At 40.7% G+C, this 19,387-nt stretch carries 13 protein-coding genes and 1 tRNA gene; 2 read left to right on the plus strand and 12 right to left on the minus strand.

Annotated elements, in window-relative coordinates:
- The first annotated feature begins 307 nt into the window (after window positions 1-307).
- A tRNA-Asp gene (locus tag L0M98_RS02995) sits at window positions 308-381 on the plus strand.
- 44 nt (window positions 382-425) lie between these two features.
- On the opposite strand, the gene L0M98_RS03000 is transcribed toward L0M98_RS02995, so the two are convergent.
- The 9 genes from L0M98_RS03000 to L0M98_RS03040 form a co-directional block, all read right to left on the minus strand.
- Window positions 426-1,796 (minus strand): FAD-dependent oxidoreductase, encoded by a 1,371-nt coding sequence (locus L0M98_RS03000; protein WP_227214933.1) that lies wholly within the window; start codon window positions 1,794-1,796, stop codon window positions 426-428.
- Window positions 1,797-1,802: 6 nt separating this feature from the next.
- Entirely contained in the window at window positions 1,803-2,390 is a 588-nt protein-coding gene (locus tag L0M98_RS03005) for a DUF417 family protein (protein WP_227214935.1), read from the minus strand.
- A gap of 91 nt (window positions 2,391-2,481) precedes the next feature.
- Complete coding sequence (locus tag L0M98_RS03010) at window positions 2,482-3,318, minus strand: AraC family transcriptional regulator (RefSeq protein ID WP_227214936.1); 837 nt, start codon at window positions 3,316-3,318, stop codon at window positions 2,482-2,484.
- Window positions 3,319-3,667: 349 nt separating this feature from the next.
- Window positions 3,668-4,783 carry a TlpA disulfide reductase family protein gene (locus L0M98_RS03015; protein WP_227214938.1) on the minus strand — a complete coding sequence of 372 codons (1,116 nt, stop codon included), beginning with the start codon at window positions 4,781-4,783 and terminating at the stop codon, window positions 3,668-3,670.
- A 5-nt stretch (window positions 4,784-4,788) separates the two neighbouring features.
- Window positions 4,789-5,895 (minus strand): TlpA disulfide reductase family protein, encoded by a 1,107-nt coding sequence (locus L0M98_RS03020; protein WP_227214940.1) that lies wholly within the window; start codon window positions 5,893-5,895, stop codon window positions 4,789-4,791.
- A gap of 73 nt (window positions 5,896-5,968) precedes the next feature.
- Window positions 5,969-7,111 (minus strand): hypothetical protein, encoded by a 1,143-nt coding sequence (locus tag L0M98_RS03025; protein WP_227214942.1) that lies wholly within the window; start codon window positions 7,109-7,111, stop codon window positions 5,969-5,971.
- Between the two features lie 21 nt (window positions 7,112-7,132).
- Window positions 7,133-8,683 (minus strand): RagB/SusD family nutrient uptake outer membrane protein, encoded by a 1,551-nt coding sequence (locus L0M98_RS03030; protein ID WP_227214944.1) that lies wholly within the window; start codon window positions 8,681-8,683, stop codon window positions 7,133-7,135.
- Between the two features lie 12 nt (window positions 8,684-8,695).
- Window positions 8,696-12,337: a SusC/RagA family TonB-linked outer membrane protein gene (locus L0M98_RS03035; RefSeq protein WP_227214946.1), complete on the minus strand. Its 3,642-nt coding sequence runs from the start codon at window positions 12,335-12,337 to the stop codon at window positions 8,696-8,698.
- 78 nt (window positions 12,338-12,415) lie between these two features.
- Window positions 12,416-13,573 carry a FecR family protein gene (locus L0M98_RS03040; protein WP_227214948.1) on the minus strand — a complete coding sequence of 386 codons (1,158 nt, stop codon included), beginning with the start codon at window positions 13,571-13,573 and terminating at the stop codon, window positions 12,416-12,418.
- Between the two features lie 350 nt (window positions 13,574-13,923).
- Between L0M98_RS03040 and L0M98_RS03045 the strand changes: the two genes are divergently transcribed.
- Entirely contained in the window at window positions 13,924-14,481 is a 558-nt protein-coding gene (locus tag L0M98_RS03045; RefSeq protein ID WP_227214950.1) for an RNA polymerase sigma-70 factor, read from the plus strand.
- Window positions 14,482-14,550: 69 nt separating this feature from the next.
- On the opposite strand, the gene L0M98_RS03050 is transcribed toward L0M98_RS03045, so the two are convergent.
- The 3 genes from L0M98_RS03050 to L0M98_RS03060 form a co-directional block, all read right to left on the minus strand.
- The gene (locus tag L0M98_RS03050) at window positions 14,551-15,915 is read right to left on the minus strand and encodes an alpha-L-fucosidase (protein WP_370645573.1); all 1,365 of its coding nucleotides are present in this window, start codon (window positions 15,913-15,915) and stop codon (window positions 14,551-14,553) included.
- A gap of 107 nt (window positions 15,916-16,022) precedes the next feature.
- Window positions 16,023-18,329, minus strand: coding sequence for a Gldg family protein (locus tag L0M98_RS03055; RefSeq protein WP_227214954.1), 2,307 nt, complete (start codon window positions 18,327-18,329; stop codon window positions 16,023-16,025).
- A 12-nt stretch (window positions 18,330-18,341) separates the two neighbouring features.
- Window positions 18,342-19,268, minus strand: coding sequence for an ABC transporter ATP-binding protein (locus tag L0M98_RS03060; RefSeq protein WP_227214992.1), 927 nt, complete (start codon window positions 19,266-19,268; stop codon window positions 18,342-18,344).
- Window positions 19,269-19,387 lie beyond the last annotated feature (119 nt).

The following is a 19,387-nucleotide window of genomic DNA, read 5'->3' on the forward strand; positions in this document are numbered from 1 at the left end:
TGTTTATCATACCTCAAAATACGGTAACTCCTGTAAAAACGTTACACAAAACACAAATAAAAATTGTGTTAAAGTATATTTTAACATATTCATGCCCTTTACCTCCTAAAGCCAAAAACAAAAATAAACAATCCAACAACTTATTAATCATATAATAACACATGATATTCCCACACGAATCCTGAAAACTTCACGAGTCACACGATCTTCATTTTTTTTCTACTCACCATTGCAGAATCAAAAACATGCATTATATTTGCAACCGCAAAAGAAAATAACAGAGGTTGTTTTCACGCATTCAAAATTAGGTCTGGTAGTTCAGCTGGTTAGAATACATGCCTGTCACGCATGGGGTCGCGGGTTCGAGTCCCGTCCAGACCGCAAAAAAACTTCGGAAATTAATTCCGAAGTTTTTTTATGCCTTTTCACGAAAGTAACTGATTCATCGACTCGCTCATACTGGGGTGAGTGTAAATGAAATCCCGCAAAAACGTGTAATCCAAATCCGCTTTCATCGCCAAAGCGACCAGATTAATCACTTCGCTTGCTTCCGGACCGAATAAAGTACACCCAAGAATTTTATTGGTTTTCTTGTCAATAATGACTTTGAATAAACCGTTGGTTTCTCCTAATATTTTCACTCTCGGGATAGCTGCCACGGGTAATTTCTTAATGATAATGTCAAGGTTTTGTTTACGGGCATCGTCTTCATTTATCCCGATACGAGCCAAGGGCGGATCAATGAACACGGAATAGCTCACTGGCAAACGGTCATTTTGGTCACGCTCCTTGTTACCGAATAGATCCTCTCGGATAATTCGATAGTCATCCAATGATATGTACGTGAATTGTAATCCGCCTTTCACGTCACCAATGGCACGGATAGCAGGTTGTGTAGTCCGTAAATGTTCATCTACAATAATAGCGCCCCGATCATCAATCTTTACCCCGGCTGCCTCTAAATTAAGCCCTGTCGTGTAAGGTCTGCGCCCCGTGGCCAATAATACCGCATCAGCCTCCAGACTAAACGCCACATTCGCTCGCGTATCCATGAATTCAACCGATGCTTTATTCCCCATGTTCACGATAGACTGCACCTTCGCACCCACGCGGAATACAATCCCTTTCTTCTCCAAGGCTTTTTTCACTTCTTCCGCGATATCCCTGTCTTCACGAGGTATAAGTTCGGGAAAGCCTTCCAGTACAGTTACCCGTGAACCGAAGGACGCATAGATCGATGCAAATTCCAACCCGACGTACCCGCCACCGACGATAACCAACTCGCGGGGGAGCCCGGTAACTTCCATTATCGAGGTACTGGTATACACGAACGGGTTGTTCTCGATTCCTTCTATCGCCGGAATAACTGTTTCCGCCCCGGTATTGATAAATATATGCTTTGATTTCAATTCCATTCTTTCATTTTTCATCTGCACGGCAACAACCTCGGGTGATACAAATGATCCCGTTCCGGTATACACGGTGATATTCGGATCATCCGCCAAGTTATGGAAATTTTTATCTCTAAGAGTACCGGTAACATCTTCTTTTATCGAGATTGCTTGTCGATAAAATTCTGCTTTTTCCTCGAAAGACGAGTCCTTTAACCGGGTAGCGAATTTCGCTTGATATACTAATGCCTTCGTGGGAATGCATCCGATATTGATACATGTACCTCCATACATTTTATCCGAACGTTCGATCATGGCAACAGTCCATCCTCGTTTTGCCAGATCAGCGGCAAGCGTCTTTCCGCCTTTGCCGAAGCCGATAATAATCGCGTCAAATTCTTTCATAACCTTCTATTTTAATTGATTCAAAACTCTTTTCGCGCTATCAGAGAGCACGACAAGCGCTCCCGCCAAAATAGCCGTATCTTTTATAACCAGTCGTCCCGCCCCCGTCAACAACGGGAAACCGTGTTCACCGCTTCCCAAATCGGGAACCCATACTTCGGGAGTAGTCACGAGAAACGAGAGAGTACCTAACGTCATGATAATAGCCAGCACGGCACCTATCAAACCAATCTTGGAAGAGAAAATACCCAAGAAGGTCAAGATGCCGATAGCCATAATCAAAATTCCCAACCCGCGAGAAAAACCGTACGTGTTGTTTGCCACGTGCCATTGATGTTTTACCTCGTTGTACTCTCCCTCTTTCAACTTATAATCTTTATATTCCGGGGTGCTCTTCGTGTAAAAGAAACTCATAAAAGGACTATTAGCCACGAAAGGCACTATTCCCTCCGCCTCATAATTCCAGAATTTCAGTCCGCCAATCCACATGAAAATCACAAGAATAGCTACCCGTATCAGGTTAATACCTAATTTCAGACTTGAAGCAGCAACACGCGAAAACGTAACAAACAAAGAAGATAATTTCGCCATCATTTTAATCTAAATTTAAGGGTTATACGTATGACACAAAATTCGTTCGTTTTTCCCTTTCAAAAAATGGCGATTTTTCCGTATTAGTTGGCGATTATTCCTGTTTTTTCCTTTTCCGGTACTCGGATATGCTTTCTTGAGTCATTTTCTTGAAAAAGCGACTGAAAGCAGCCAAATCTTCAAATCCCAGAATATTACCGATCTCTTTCGCGCTTTTATTCGTGTAGAGCAATAGCCGTTTTGCCTCCGCCTCCACACGTTCATGGATTACCCGCAAAGGAGGCGGGAACCCGTATTCCGAAAACAAATTGGACAATGTCTTCGGGGTTCGGCACAGCATATCGGCATAATCCTGTACTTGCTTTTTCTCTTTAAAGTGTTTATCCACCAACACGTAATACTGTCGCACGATATCGAATCTCTTTTCCTTTTTCCGATCCACGAAAAACTTCTCTCTGGCGATACGCGTACAAGTGATAATGAAACGTTTCAATATAATCCGTAACATCTCCTCCTGTAAGTCATCCTGCACGCCACATTCATTCATGAATATACCCGAAATATCCTTCAGCATGATAACTTGCTTCGGTGTCAACTTCAATTTCAAGACATTGGAAGAACCGTTAAACAAGAACCCGTTACACGACACTTCACTATCATGCCCGAATATGCAATAAAAATTGCTGTTAAAGAGTAAACTCAAGTATTCCCCGTCCACCTCCTTCACCTCGATATGATGCAAAGGCGTCAGCGATATGAGTTCATTCTCGTCGATTCGCACCGCAACATGATCTATTTCTATCACCAACGACCCTTTCTGCACCCATATCAACTTGTACAGGCTCTTGTTTCGCTTTAAAGATTCATTCTCGTGAAAATTGGAAGTCATAGCGACATTTCCGTTCAATCGTGTATTAAGACAATATTCCATCCCGATCCTATTTTGAAACAAAAATACAGAATAAAATCATTTATTTGTCCCCCCCACCACATTCCGGGGAAATCAACCGGAGAAAAAGCGTAAATCAAGAATTACCACGCGATACTAGATACAACCGACACGAATACTCCCACGAGAATTACATGGATATGAACTACATTTTCAAAGAAAAGAAAGAAAGCAGTTGGCGAGGTGTATGTCTATGGAATAAAATGTGTGCACTGATAAACGAAACCAACTGCTTTCAAAACACTCAAAAAAGGCTATCACAGCCGTTTTGCAAAAATACTACGATTATTCCTATTATCAAAATAATTGAAAATTGAAAATAGCGATAGCATCATTTACCCAAAATATCCAAAAGAACACTCCTTATTTCCGGTAGTTGATTTGCACCGCTGGCACGCGAAATAATTCGATTATGTTCGTCCACCAATACCATGTAAGGAACACCCCAAAAAGCATAGGCTTTCATGAGAGGAATATCCATCGTTTCATTACCTTTAAAATCACATCCATGTACCCATGGCATGGCTTCTTCTTCAAGGGCTTTCAGCCAATAATCTCTCTTTTTATCCATAGATATACTCACTATCTCTAACCCTTTATCATGAAACTCCTTATAAATTTCCTTTAACTCCGGAACCATAGCCCGACAAGGACTACACCACGATGCCCAGAAGTCAATCAATTTGACTTTAGCTTTTACCGAATAAAAATTGAACTTCTCTCCCTTCGGATCAAATACAGTGAAATCCGGCGCTTTCTTCCCGATTCCCGCTTTTTCCTGTTTGGCAATCCAATCGGATATATTTCTACCGGCAAAACTCTTTTGCAATTCCGGGCTGAATTTACTGTATTCATCTTTCAATTCTTCCAATTCCTTTTTTTGTGCTCCTGCTGCTAAGAAATCAAGTGCCAGATAACTATCCGCGTGCTTTTTCATAAAAGTTTCCCGGTCTGATCTTATTTTCTGGTTTATAGAATCAAATTTTAACGACAACTCCTGAAAACGAGCATCTCCCGGTTTCAATGATACAAATTCATCCCGATATTTTTCTGTTTGTTCACGACCTTTTATCTCTATATCCCGATACTCGTTGGATAGTCTTTGCGCTTCACCACCACCTTTTATAGCACTGAAATATATATAATCAGGATCGATCTCAATTTGATAATCTTCATTCTCCAAATAAACGGGAACACCTCCCATTGACTGATTGGATAAAAACAACAAGGCAGGTAAAATCTCGTGAACCTTTCCCTTGAACTCGAAAACCCCATCCGCAACTTCTGCCCGACCAATCGTATCCGCAACATAATTCGAAAAAGTGATCAAATAAGCTGTCGCTTTCTTCGTCCCGGAAGCTTTACCTGTTATTTTATATCCATCCGTTGTAGCTTTCGCAACAAAACATATTCCGATAAATGTTATCATTACCAATAATTTTCTCATAATTTCTATTGTTTCAAATTCAAATATTCAGGGAGCATTTCTTTCAACTGTTCACTACTAATATTTCGGGCAAGGACTTTATTATTTTCGTCCAAGAGTAGATTCGACGGCAACGTCCAAATCCCGTAAATCTCGTTCAACGGGGACTTCGAACCTTTCAAATCAGACACCTGCACCCAAGGTGCTCCATCCTCCTTTATAGCTTTCACCCATGCTTCCCTGTCTTTATCAAGGGAAAGAGCCAGAATTTCAAATCCTTGCAACTTGTATTCGTTATAAATCGGAATAAATTTTCGAATCTCTTCCCGACATTTTCCACAGTTAGATGACCAGAAATCCAACAATTTCACTTTTCCCTTTGTCCCATATAGTGACACGTCATCTCCATCCGGCGTCTTCGCCGTAAAATCAGGTGCAGTCGCACCTATAGCAATTTTGGCTAAACGTGGTAATAGTGAACTGATATATTGTCCCGGTTCCGTCTTTTTCAATTCCTCGCTACATAAATCAAAATCTTTCTTTACGCTCGCAACATCCATCCCCAAGGCTCTCGTCGCCAATTTGAACAACGCGAAAAAAGAATTACCATGCTGTTTCAAATAAGCGACCTGTTCTTTTTCAAACGCATCCCGCATCTTGCCCATTCTCTCTTCAAATTCACGCTTTCTCTCTTCATTATTCTCTTGAAGTGCTTTGATCATGTCTGGAGAGAATTTATGATATTCTTCTGTCATTCGGGTACTTATATCTACGTATCCTTGGTATATTTTCTGTTCTTGTCCGCCCCCGGTAACAACCGGCACTTCTCTCGATGCCATATGAATATCATACTTGGCATCATTTTCAAGAAAAACGATAGCCCCCATCATTCCCTCCATAACCACGTATCCGGCTGTCGGTTCTTGTACTTTTCCCTTTATCACAAATTTTCCGTCCTTTACCGTTCCTATCGCCAAAGTATCCCAATTCTCTTTCGTGAATTTTTGTTTCAGTATAAACACTTTCCCGACCTCGATTCCCTCTACCGTACCGTTAATCGTGTATCCTCCAGAGGCTCTGCATCCATGCAAAATCCCTCCGATAAGAATTATTAAAAATAAAATTCGTCGCATACCTGTTTTGTTTATTTATTAAATTTACATGAGGCTGTCAGATTCACTTCCGACAGCCCCATTCTTCTTAACACTATTCGCCGTCTAAAATATCCGCGTACTTGGGCAAATCAACATTATAAGTGTCTTTCATGTATTTTACAACCAAATCATATTTATCATTGATAATTTGATTACCTGCTTGTTCAAGGGGATCTTCCGCATCAAGGGGAAAATCTTCACGTATCTGCGTTTCCGGGTAAGTCATAGCCAAACGAACCATATTCATGAAATCCTGTAAAACTCTTTCTTTAACAGTTTCCGCGACAGGTCCGGGATTGCGATCGTCCTCGAAAGATCCATAGGGAGTTTCTATTATTTTCACGATCCATGGCATCCACGTGGGAGCCCCATACGTCTTTGACCAACCAACAACAGTCACCGGTTTAAAATCTTCTCCTATTTCCGGAGCAAACCCTCGTCTTTGAAAAGCATTCTCCGGATCTTTTTCATTCGGGTGCACCATAACATCCTCCGTGTAGTAAGAGTCAGGAGCCCACGGATTATCTATTTTAAATTGCTCCAAAGAGTAATAGCGAATACCGATTCTCGATTCATAGTCAGACATTACAGCAAATTCATCCGGTATTTCATACTCGCCGCTCGAAAAACGTACTTTCAAACCCGGGTAACTAAAAGAACAAGCCACATTATGAATAATCTCGGAAGTTAAGCCCGCCTCCAATTCCTCGCCGGTAAAACTGAGGCTCCAATAATCTAACCCGTCTTTTTTAAACTGGATATGCTTTTTCCCGTATGTTTGCGATCGCGGATTACCATCGTTTAAATCATTTACCAGATATAAATAAAAAGGCAATTGTTTTCTATCCGAATCTTTATTTTTATCCAAACTTCCCAACAACCACGTTTTTACAAGTTCCAGATAAACCTGAACATCTTCATCACTCGGCGTCTTGCAAACATAGATCGGATCATAATAAATAGGACTTGTCCACATCTTGTTCAGATGAGTACTATCAACATCCTTGTATATAATATACATACCCCAATCCTTGGCAATTTGCTCGATTTCTTTATCCCACGGGTTATCTCCCTGTGGAAAATCGAACTGTTGTAAATCAAACTTCTCCACGAATCCGATGTTGTCATCATCTCCGCACGATGCCAATCCCAGTAGAGATAGCAACAATATCCAATATATTTGCGTTTTCAACATAACAATACAATTTAAATTACACTATTTTCTAGGTTCATTCTGTACCATAGCGGGATTATGTTCAAATGCCTCTTCAGGTATCTGTAAAGTAAAACCGGGATCATTCTTCTCTAACACGTACTCCGTCGAATTTCCCGTTTTATCGTACCAAACGTGTTTCAATTCATTCATCCCGTAACGCCGTAAATCAAACCAACGATGATTCTCGAAACACAACTCACGGCGACGCTCATCCCGAACAAAAGAGATTAATTTATCCGGATCGGTTATCGAACAATCCCGAAAAGCACCTGCAACAATCCTCTTCAATCTTAATTGATCCACAAGCTCCCCGGCTCTCGTTAAATATTCCCCTTTTCCGGTTTCTTTATACAAACATGCCGCTGCTTCCGCCGCATTCAAATACGCCTCTGTCACTTTAAAGGCAATCCCCCAGTTCCCGGCACTCCATCCCCAACTCATCCCATAATTTGATCCGACCTCATATTTACTTATCGGTCTATAATAGTGAGGAGTTTCCTCTCGTCCCACTTGCTCCCATATTAAATAATGCTTTTTTCGCAAATCTATCGATTCATATGTATTAACCAGACTATCGGATACAACAGAAAGATTATAAGTGTAGTAAGTCGGTCTGCCGGATTCGCTATATTCCGTGTACTGAACCGTTGTCATAGGCAATGCCAACACATCACCCTGATTACCAAACAAAAACATCACCTCCGGATTTTCCCAAGTATAATAATTCATATAGGACGGATCGTTATACCGTTCGGGCAATGGCAAAGAGTTTAAATCCATTATCTCGTAATTATAGTCTTTAATCACCTTCTCCCCGTAAGCTAATGCCTGTTCCCAATTCTCCATGTATAAATACACACGGGACAAAATCAACTGTATACAAGGCAGATTAATTCTATTATTATGAAGGTTCTGTTCATCCTCCGGCAGGGTTTTGTATAAACGTTCTGCTTCCTGCAAGTCTTTCACTATTCGCGTGTACACTTCCTCCACCGTATTCCGGGGCATCCCTCCCGTTGACAATTTCGAGTTCAATTTCAAAGGCACTCCCAAGGCATTTTTGTTAAAAGAGTAAGGTTGACCGTACAAGTTCACCAGATGAAAATAAAAATACCCCCGGAATGCTAACGCTTGTCCCATCACTCTATTTTTTTCAATCTCCGTTCCTTGCACATCATCAATATAATCCAACACGGAATTACATCCCACGATTTTTTTATAGACTTCCCCGTAAATATTATAATTACTAAAGTTATCCTTCATATCTTTTGCCCACGTGTAAGTCAAACGTATATTGTTCAAACCCGCTTCCTCATTATTCGCGTTCCACTCTTTCCGAATGGCAACATCATCATCAAACAATCCTAATACACTATAAAATGCCCCATCTCCCATCCCGGGTCCCATGTAAACTTCTCCCAACAGTAATTCGTCCAAAGACTTCACCAGTTTAGGTACATATTCCGTTTGTGATTTCGGCTCAAGAAAATCATGACAAGAAGTCAAAACCGACACAACAAGCCAAAAACCATATTTCAATATTCTATTCATAAGATTTCATTTTTAAAAACCGATATTTACACCAAAAGAATAAGTTTTAGGCTGAACACTATCACCTAATTCCGGATCAAACCCGTCAAACTTTTTATCAGCGATAACAAATACATTATTTATGATCGCGTTCAGTGACAAACTCTTTATACCTACCTTTGCGCACCACACAAAGTTGACATTCCACGTCAAAGACATCTGTTGACAACGCAAAAAAGAGGCACTTACCACCCTCAAATTCGACCTACCCCACATTTCATAATAATTATGAGACATCCCATCTTGAAGAGTTATATAATTAGCAATTCGTCCCGAGTAAACACCGGGTATATCCGTGTATTTCTCATCTCCGGACTTTTTCCAACGTTTGATTAGATCTTTACTCAAATTCACGTCCGAAAGAGGTATATTACCATTGGACGGATATGGATTGGGTAATCTTTTCTTCGCTCCCAATAACAAGGAGAAATTTGCCCCGAATGTCAAACCTTTCCATCTCAATCTAGTCGTTAAACCTCCCGTGAAATCCGGCTCTGTCTTTCCCGAATACACGAGTATATCCGTTAATTCTGAGATTTCTCTCAATACAAGGTTTCCGTTTTCCGACCTCACGAAATTACCGTTTTCATCTTCCTCGAAAATCAAATTAAATTCCGGAGAACCATTGTCGGGATTTATTCCCTTGTAACTATAAGACCAGAAACTGGACAGCGCATATCCCTTTTTCAACACCTTATCCGTGGCACCACTCAAATAATCATCCAATCGTATTTCACTTATCGACTGTGTTTTCGCCGTATTCCAGTTTTTTGAAGAATTTAACCCGATCGTCCATCCCCAATCTTTAGAACGAATAGGAGTTATGCTTAACGTGTACTCCACCCCGGAATTTGTGATCCGTCCACCGTTAATTTCCATTCCATCACGTCCGTATTCCAGAGCAATAGCTTGATTCACTATATTATTGGACGACTTCGTGTAATATTCCAGATTCATGGTAATCCATTGCAACAACTGAATATCCACGCCAAAATTCCATGATTTCGTGCGCTCCCAACTCAAATCCGGATTCGGTAAACGGGATATCTTGGACATGTATTCGCCATAATATTGCTTTATCATATCTCTTCTTAAAATAAGTTCCGGACTAATGGAATTCACCGCATTTCCTTGAATCCCGTAAGAGGCTCGCAAATTAAATTGATTCAATATACTTGAAAAATTCTGCAACCAAGGCTCTTGGGCAATATTCCATGAAAGACCGAATGAATAAGTCGGATCAAAACGCTTGTTCTGGTCTTGCCCGAAACGGTCAGAAGCGTCATTACGCATACTGGCGTTCAAAACGTACCGATTCTTATAGGAATAAGCCAAAGTAGCGAATATCGAAAACTGATTGGAAACCACAGAATTACGCGCCCAACCTTGTCCGTTAAAAAGCTTGTCCAAAATACCCCAATTATAAACGGCTCCGCCTTGTCCGAGAGGCACAATATCTTTAATTGGTGTCGGTTGCACAACTTGCTCTCCTCTCTCCGCGACATAACCGAATATCGTTTGCGACCGTTCTTGAGTTCGGGTTGATATCACCTCCGTACCCAATAATACGTTTATCCGGTGATCTTCCTGTATTGTTTTCGAGAAAGATACCTTATTTTGAATATTCCAACTAAATATATCACTTACTCCATTCAACAATTCCCCGCCAAATGGTAACATCGCCGCTTTATACTTATCCGAACCGTACATTTCAGATTCATAATCATAGCCTCGATAGTTCTTCGCAACATAATACGTTTGCTCTCCGGCATAAGACTCTCTGGTTCCGGTACTATTACTCACCCCCCCGACAAATTCATATTTCAACCACGGTAACACTTCCCACGAGAAATTTAAAGAACCGTCTAAACGGGAAGTCTTATTTCTTGAATAACTATGATCTATTTCATTCAAAATATTATAGCCTAAATAGTGTTCGTCCGAGTTATATCGATATCCTCCGCGTCTCTGCTGGTAGTAACGCTCACCATTATCATCATAAGCCAATACCGAACGACTTGTTTCCGTCGCGTATTTCATCGGGCTTACTTCCGCCGCGTACCCCCACGTTTTATTAATTGAACCTATCAAATTCACATCCACGTGAACCTTAGGATGTAATTGTGCCCCGACATTCACTCTCCCGCTTAAATTCTTTGCATCATTATTCAATTCTATTCCAGCTTGATCGCTGTATCCCAAGGAAGCGTTATAAGTAACTTTCGTACTTCCACCCGAAATACTCAAATTATGATTGTGACTGAAAGAATTTCGAGTCAACAATTCAAACCAATTTGTATTCGTTTTCTCTAATTTTAATATTGCCTCTTCGGCTTCATCTTTAGTTATTCTTCTGTCATAGAACAAACGCATAATTCCCTCGTAGGTAGCCATAGAACCAATAGGTGTCGATGAGTAAATCGCACCCTCGTCAAACGCTTCCCGGCTAAACTGGATTCGTTCCTTGGAATTCATCAAATTGAACAAACCGTAATTCGGACGGGCTCTAAAAGAAAAAGTACCACTATAATTCACGGTCATACGGTCTTGTTGCCCCCGTTTCGTCGTTATCACGATAACCCCGTTTGCCGCCTTTGAACCATAAATCGCTGTTGCAGAAGCATCCTTCAACACCGTGATCGTTTCAATATCCGCCGGATTCAACCATGATATTTGATTCCCCAGAATATTTTTCAAATCATCCACCATCACGTCACTCCGGTCTATGGGAAGCGGGTCCGGCTGAATAATCCCGTCGACTACCCACAACGGGTCTTGATTACCTAAAATGGTTGAAGTTCCCCGAACCCGAATCTTCGGACTCGTCCCCACGCGGGAACTCGTGTTCATCACCATCATTCCGGCAACACGCCCCTGCAACATCTGATCGATTGAAGTATAGGCTGGCATCATGATATCCGAAGCCTTTATTGTAGTGACAGAACCCACGACATCACTTTTCCGCATCGTCTGATACCCGGTCACGACCACCTCTTCCATTTGTGCCACGTCTTCCTCCATGACCACGTTTATAATATTTTTCCCCTTACAAGGAACTTCTTGTGTTTTCATTCCCACGAAAGAAAACACCAACACGGCATCATCACGCTTCGGGATATAAAAAAAGTAATACCCTCTCTGGTCGGTCGTGATCCCCATGGTCGTTCCTTTCAACATAACCGTTACTCCCGGCAGCGCGATGCTATCCTTACCGATCACCCTTCCCCGAATTTGCTGCATATCCTCCGGTCCCCGGATTTCACGCGTACGACTGATAATAATATGTTTGTCCCGAATCTCGTATTTCAAATCGGTTCCCTTCAAACAATAATCCAGAATTTCCTGAATCGTGGCATTTTCAAATTTATAATCTTTCAACCCGATCCGTTGAAGTTCTTGGGTATTGTACACGAAAGAATAATCACTATTCTTCTCGATGTGAAGATAAACCGTACTCACCGGCACATGTTTAAATTCAAACGTGAACCTTTTTTCTTGCGAGAATCCTCGCGAAGGCATACATAATAAAGTCATCAGCAACAAGACATTCAAAAGCCTCATCAGATGTTTCAATTTTTCTCGCGGGCATTTACCCGCATTCTCCGTTTTTTTCATAAATTTGCGTATTAATTGTACGTTAATTAATAATTACTTACGGGGAATTTGGGTGGTGCCGATTCCCCGAAGTTTTTCTTACCAAGCGCTTCTTACCGTAATAGCTCTTCCCTTTTGGGTAAATTGTATATTACCTGTCCGGGATAAAATATCCAGAATAACGCTTATATCATCATATTTTTTCAGTCTTGCAGTTAGTCTTTCATTACCGGCATCCGGGTTGAGGAAGAAACAATCAAAATCATACCATTTAGACAATTCGCTCATAATTTCGCTCAATGTCGCCTCGTTAAATATAAAATACCCGTCTTTCCATGAAGTAAAATAAATAGTTTCCACATCCAATACCCGGGAACCCTCCTTGCCGATATTCACCTGTTGCCCCGGACGAATCAGATAAGCATTGCCCCGCTGATCTTCGACAGAAACGCTCCCTTGCACCAAAGTAGTCAGATTTGCCTCACCCGCGTAATCCCTTACGCAGAACTCCGTCCCCAAGACAGTCACAGCAGAGCGGGAAGTCTCCACGACAAAAGGCACATCCTCGTCACGAGTCACGTCAAAATAAGCCTCTCCCGTCAACTCCACTCTTCGCTCTTTTCCAATGAATTTCACGGGATAACGTAATTTCGTCCCGGCATTTAACCATACTTTTGTCCCGTCGGACAACACCAATTGAAATTCCGCCCCCCGCGGTGTTTCCATTATATTGTATTCCACCTCCGCGGGCGCAATGGAATCCGCCATCTCGTAAAAGACTTCCCCGTTTTCCTGTATCCGGATATTCATTGCTTTTCCCCTCAACAATGTATCCTGACTTTCCAAAGCCACTTTTTCACCCGTACCCAAAGTTAAAAATGCCCGACTCTTCCCCACGGATATAGATTGTTGCCGAGTGACAATACCCTGTTTCTCCGGTATTCCTACCCAATATGCCATAATGCCACCGATAGCAACAACCACTGCAACAGAAGCCGCTACAGCAACATATCGCCAATAGCCGCGTTTGGATTTTCTTACTCTTGCACGCACCTTTCCAAACGCATCTTCCAATTCCAACACTCTCGATCTATCCAATCTTTGTTCAAATGCCACCTCATCCAATAATGAAATAAACAAGCGTTTATTAGCCTCCGATTCATTTATCCAATCATCTAACACGCTTATCTGTCGAGGAGTCGCCTCATTCTTGATAAAAGCAACTATTATATCTGCAATCTCAAAATTCTTATCCATTTCTTATCTCTGTTTATAATACAAACACATCAAGAGATAAAAAGTGGTAAAAGAAACTCAAAAAATTCATAGATTATAGCGATACATCACTCCAATAGATCGGATTTCTAAAAAAATAAAATAAGCTAGCAACCACACAGATAATATATAAAAACGTTCATTTAATAAAATTCAAAATTAGTGTTTTTTTATTTCTAAACAAGAGTATGAATGTATTTTCGATCTATTTCATAATCAAAGTCTTTCATTTACTTGATATCAAAATTCCACGAATGATTTTCAAGCACGAAAAGAGTATTATTAAATGAACATTTATTCATATTACACTTCAGAGGTGGATTAAACTGATAATGAAAAACTTTCGCAACATATACGATGAGTCCGAATATGAGATTCTATTTAAAGAATTTTATAACCCTTTAGTGCAATTCGCCTTTCAAATAATCAACGACAACGAGGCTGCAAAGGATATAGTTCAAGATTTATTCGTGCAACTTTGGGAAAAGGAACTCAAATTCACAAATGAATTAGTTCTCCGTACTTATTTATATCGCTCCGTACAACACAAGTGTATAAACCACATCCGAAAGCAAAAGATTCAACAACAACACGAGAAAAAAATATCCGATGAAATAGAAGAGCAAGAAAACCCCTCCGTGTTACACGCTCTCATTCGCGAAGAAGTATATCGTCAGCTATTAAATTCGATTGACCATCTCCCCCCGCAATGCAAAAAAATCTGCCTCATGACACTCGATGGGAAAAAACCTTCCGAAATCGCCCAAGAATTAGACCTTGCCGTGGACACCGTGAAAAAACAAAAAACGATAGCCTTAAAACGTTTACAAGATGAACTGGGGAACCTATCATCCATAGCCATGATATTATATCTGGAAACATTATTATAAAAAGCAACCCAAAAACCTTATAAAAAATATTCAAAAGGTTTTCAGGCAGCCTCTTACACACATTAACAACTAAAATCTACAACGTTCACAATAAACGCCGAATTCTGCTATCGAAAGCGTCCCGTTAGACTTCAATACTGTTATCCGCACGGCATCTCCCCACACCGTGTCAAAACGATGGATTTTCACCCGTGAGCTCACGAGAGCCTTTCCCTCGTAAATTGTTTTCCACACGCCATTTACGCGATACTCCACACGATACTCCTGCATACAGTCATTATTCCGTTCTGTGACAACCACCATATTGAAAGGTTGTTCCCGTTCAAAAGCCACTGTAAACCACGGAGTTTTCACCTCCGGATTGGAATTCCAACATGTACCGAAATTATCATCATTGGCAAAATCCATAATAGCATAATCACTACTCCACGACCCTTCGGCAGGTTTGAATTTAGCTATATTAGAAGAAATAATCGGCTCCTCTGTCTCGGGAAGTATAGCAACTTGACCATCATTCTTCCAAAGTTTACCGATTTCTTTCAACGCTTTCAACGCATTGGCATCCATAAGCCCATCCCTATTGGGTGCCACATTTAAAATAAAATTACAATACACCTTCCCCATCGGAATAATATTCTCGTTCACCATTCTTTCCGGATTCTTCACTGCCGTGGAAGGAAAACCCTCTTTCCAAAACCAATTTGCTTGCAACGGCAAACAAGATAATGCTGGCAAACGATTGGTTTCTTTAGAAATATGTTGCCCCGCCCCCTGCTCGTAAGATTTTATATCCGTGTAGAACAACACCTCTGCCGGATACTTAGCGGCATTCAAATCCATCACCAGACAATGGGGTTGAAGCGATTTAACCAAACAATAAATATCCTCAAAAGGAACTTCATCATACGAGATTCGGGACCATGGAGCATCCCACCCATCAATAATCAAAGCGGTAATTTCCCCGTAATTCGTGAGTAATTCACGAATCTGTTCTTTGATCATCTCCACATGCTCCGGAGTGATACAATGTGGACGCAACCGGGCATGCATATCCAATATAGAATAGTAAAGCATCACTTTCAAACCTTCTGCCCGGAATGCATCGGCATATTCTTTCACCACATCACGCTTAAACGGACTATTCGTGACACTATAATCTGTCGTTTTGGTTTCCCAAATACAGAATCCGCTATGATGCTTCGTTGTCAAGCATCCGTAAGTCATATTCGCGGATCTCGCCGCTTTCGCCCATTGCTTACAATCCAACTTGGTCGGATTGAAAAGTGCTGGCGAGGCATCCGGGTCAGGCCAATCCTCGTTAAAATAGGTCGGCATATTAAAATGAATAAACATACCGAAACGCAAATCCACAAATTCCTGTTGCAACTGATAAAGCGATTTATCTTGAGCATACATGAATTGTATAGAAATCATCCCTAGAAATAAAATTATAAGCAACCTCTTCATCTCTCTATAATTATTAAAATAATTATCTATTTTTATCTGCTATTCAATAAAATCTTCCATTTGCGGTACTCAACCTATCTTCCTTTCCTACGAATCCAAATGAAAATACCCCCGAAAGCCAAAAGCATAGGTACAATAGCTACAAATAACCATTTAATTACCTCATACCCTGTCTTATTCACGTACACTTTATCATCCGGCAAATCGGGACGTCTTATATCAATCGGCACCTCCCCATTTGACAACCAATAAAACCCACCCGCGATCAACGTGTAATTCGATGCTTGCTTCCCGGGGATTCTCCGTCCGAACTCACCATTACTGATACAATCCGCATCACCCGTTAAAATAATTTTTTGTACTTTATCCCCAATATTCTTGGATAATGCTACTACCGTTGAAAAATGCTTTTCAATCTCTCCTATCGAGGGATTCAAACGAACCGCATCATCAATAAAATCAGTTGTTTCCAATTCATTCCAAACTCCCGTTGTATCCGTCTTGAACATAGGAATTACCTTGTATCCCTTATCGGCAACTTGTTCCAATCCCGCGACACTCGGTGTCGACAACACGAATTTACGCGTATACATCCGCTCGAATTCATAAGAAATACTATCAACGGCTGCTTTCGTCGGATAAGAAAGAATAACATCCGCTTGAAGACTTGAATCTTGTTTAACCAACACGCCCTCAGTCATCTCGAAACCGAACTTAGCAAAAAGGGGGTTCATGATCTCCCGACGTTTTGGTTCTCCTAAAATAAATAAATTCCCGCCACGATCAATATATTGCTGCAAATTAACCTCTTCTTCCGGAGTCAGCCATTCACGCATATCAGAAATCACAATAATATTGATATTTTCCGGTATTTGCCCGCTCAAAGAAACACTCTCCACGTCAAACCCTTGATTCATCAAAGCGTTGCGAAATGTTTTTTCGCTTGCGAACAAACTATAATCCCGATCCTTTCCCCCGGTGAAACTCCGTTCCCCGTGTCCTTCGACCATTCCCACGATCGGAAGTTTCATTACCATCCGTTTAAAGGCGGCTGAAATCTCCCGTTCCGTCGGGAAACGCTGCATATCATTGTATATCCTTAACCATGCTTTCTCTCCATTGTCTCGTGCTATTTGACGGACAAAAGTATTTTTTTCTCCCGACAGATCAATTTTTGCACGAATTTCTTTCGGACTCATGAATCTATTTGAATCCAACCCATACACCTTACATATTTCACACATCTTTTCTCGCAACGTTTTATCCGGGAAACGTCTATCCAGATCGGGATTCGGGGTTTCGTCATAATAATACACGTATTTCAATTTCATATCCGGCTTGAAACGCAAATATTGATCAAAACGCTCCATATCCGGCTTTAAAAAATTGTACGCGGCAAACCATGCCCCACCGGGTTCTAGAACATTTATATAAGTAGTAATAGTCACCCCTCCGTCCAATTTCGCCACAATTTCTTGGCTATTAGGTGTCAATGTATTATGCTTAGTTTCCGTTACATCATAATACACTCTCATTAAAGGAAGCGAGGAAAGATAACCTAAAAAACAACTCAAAAAAATCACACCAAGATTCTTCCCTACCGTGATCGAAAAGCGAATTTTTTGCCGTACGGCATTTAAACGAATAATCGTTAATGCCAAGAATAAACATATAACTATGATAAAATAAAGTAAATCTTCACTACAAATTAACCCGCTCACGAATTTACCACATCGTCCGGATATCGCCAACCAATAGGTTACATCCCGTACAAAATCGTACTCCTGCCACCATCCGCCAACCATATTCAATATCATCAACACTGCCAAAGTACCGATTGCCGCAACAATTTGATACGATGTCAATGAAGACATAAAAATACCGATTGCCGCATAAGCGCAAATCAACAAATACAAACCCAACAAACCGGTCAACACCAAAGGCAAGTCAAAATCTTTGACAAATCCCCAGCTACACAAAACAAGTAAAAAAAGCACACCAATCATAACGAGGGCATAAATCATCATAGAGAAAAACTTACCCACGATAATCTGGAAATTGGTGATCGGGGAAGAATACAATAAACGAATAGCCCCACTACTCAAATCCTTGCTAACCAAACTCATGGTCAGAAGAGGAATATAATAATACAAATATTTCTGCATCGTCACGAAAACGCCCCCCCAGTAAACAGAGAAAAGGCGTTGCGTACATCCATAAGGGATATATCCCATTTCTTGAGAATACACGGTATTTTGAAGTTGACCGGCAAACGACATTCCGGCTTGTATGCCAAAAGCAACCAATATAAACCACGCAACAGGAGAATAAAACAGCATCTGTAACTCCGTTTTCGCTATATTAAATATCATTTTAAACATAACCCTATTCTTTTATTGCACTTTTTTAGACAATTCTGAAAATACTTTATCCAAAGAACTTTTCTCCACTCTAATTTCCGATAAATGCCAATCATGAATTGCACATTGCTTTACAATATCATCAATAGCTCCTTGAGCATCATTAAAACGAACACGGAATTTCCTTTCCCCTAATTCTTCCACACCCAGCACGTTTTCTAAATTATTCAATTCTTCCATGGCAGGAGGATCCATCATAGAAAGATAGAGCGTATTAGGAACTATATAGTTATCAAATTCATCCACGGTACCCATGAAAACAAGCTTTCCCTGCTCGATCATCATGATGTGATCGCAAGTTGCTTGCACCTCTGGTAAAATATGAGTGGAGAGAATAACCGTGCGCTCTTGCGCGATGTCCTTTATCAAATGGCGAACCTCCATAATTTGATTAGGGTCTAATCCATTAGTCGGTTCATCAAATATCACAATATCGGGTTTATGGATTATGGCTTGTGCAATCCCCACACGTTGTTGGTATCCCCCGGAAAGATTTTTTATTAAACGTTTTCGGAAATGGGTAATACCACAACGGGATAAGACCTCTTCCACGGATGACTTTAGTTCTTGATTTGAAACCCAACGCAAGCGGGCTGAATAACGTAAAAACTCCTCCACGGTCAAATCCCCGTATAAAGGAGGCTTTTGAGGTAGAAAACCGATATGACGCTTTGCATCAATCGATGATTTTCGAGCATCAACACCTTTAATAAAAATACTTCCCTCCGTTTGCTTGATTACCCCACTGATAATATTCATCGTGGTCGATTTACCCGCCCCATTTGAGCCTAATAACCCGTAAATTCCTCGCTTGGGTATTTCAAAACTAATATCCCTTACCGCCCATTGAATATTATAGCGATGAGACAAGTGTTCAATTTTTAAAATAGATTCTTGCATAAATTTATTATCAATATTCATAATTTCTTATCACACGTATATACTGATTTCTTGAAAATCTCGTCTAACCACCTTACTCTCGCAACAAGCACCCCATATTCACTGTATAGTACAAATAT

It is taken from the genome of Butyricimonas sp. DFI.6.44 (assembly GCF_022132345.1).
Lineage (GTDB): Bacteria > Bacteroidota > Bacteroidia > Bacteroidales > Marinifilaceae > Butyricimonas > Butyricimonas muris.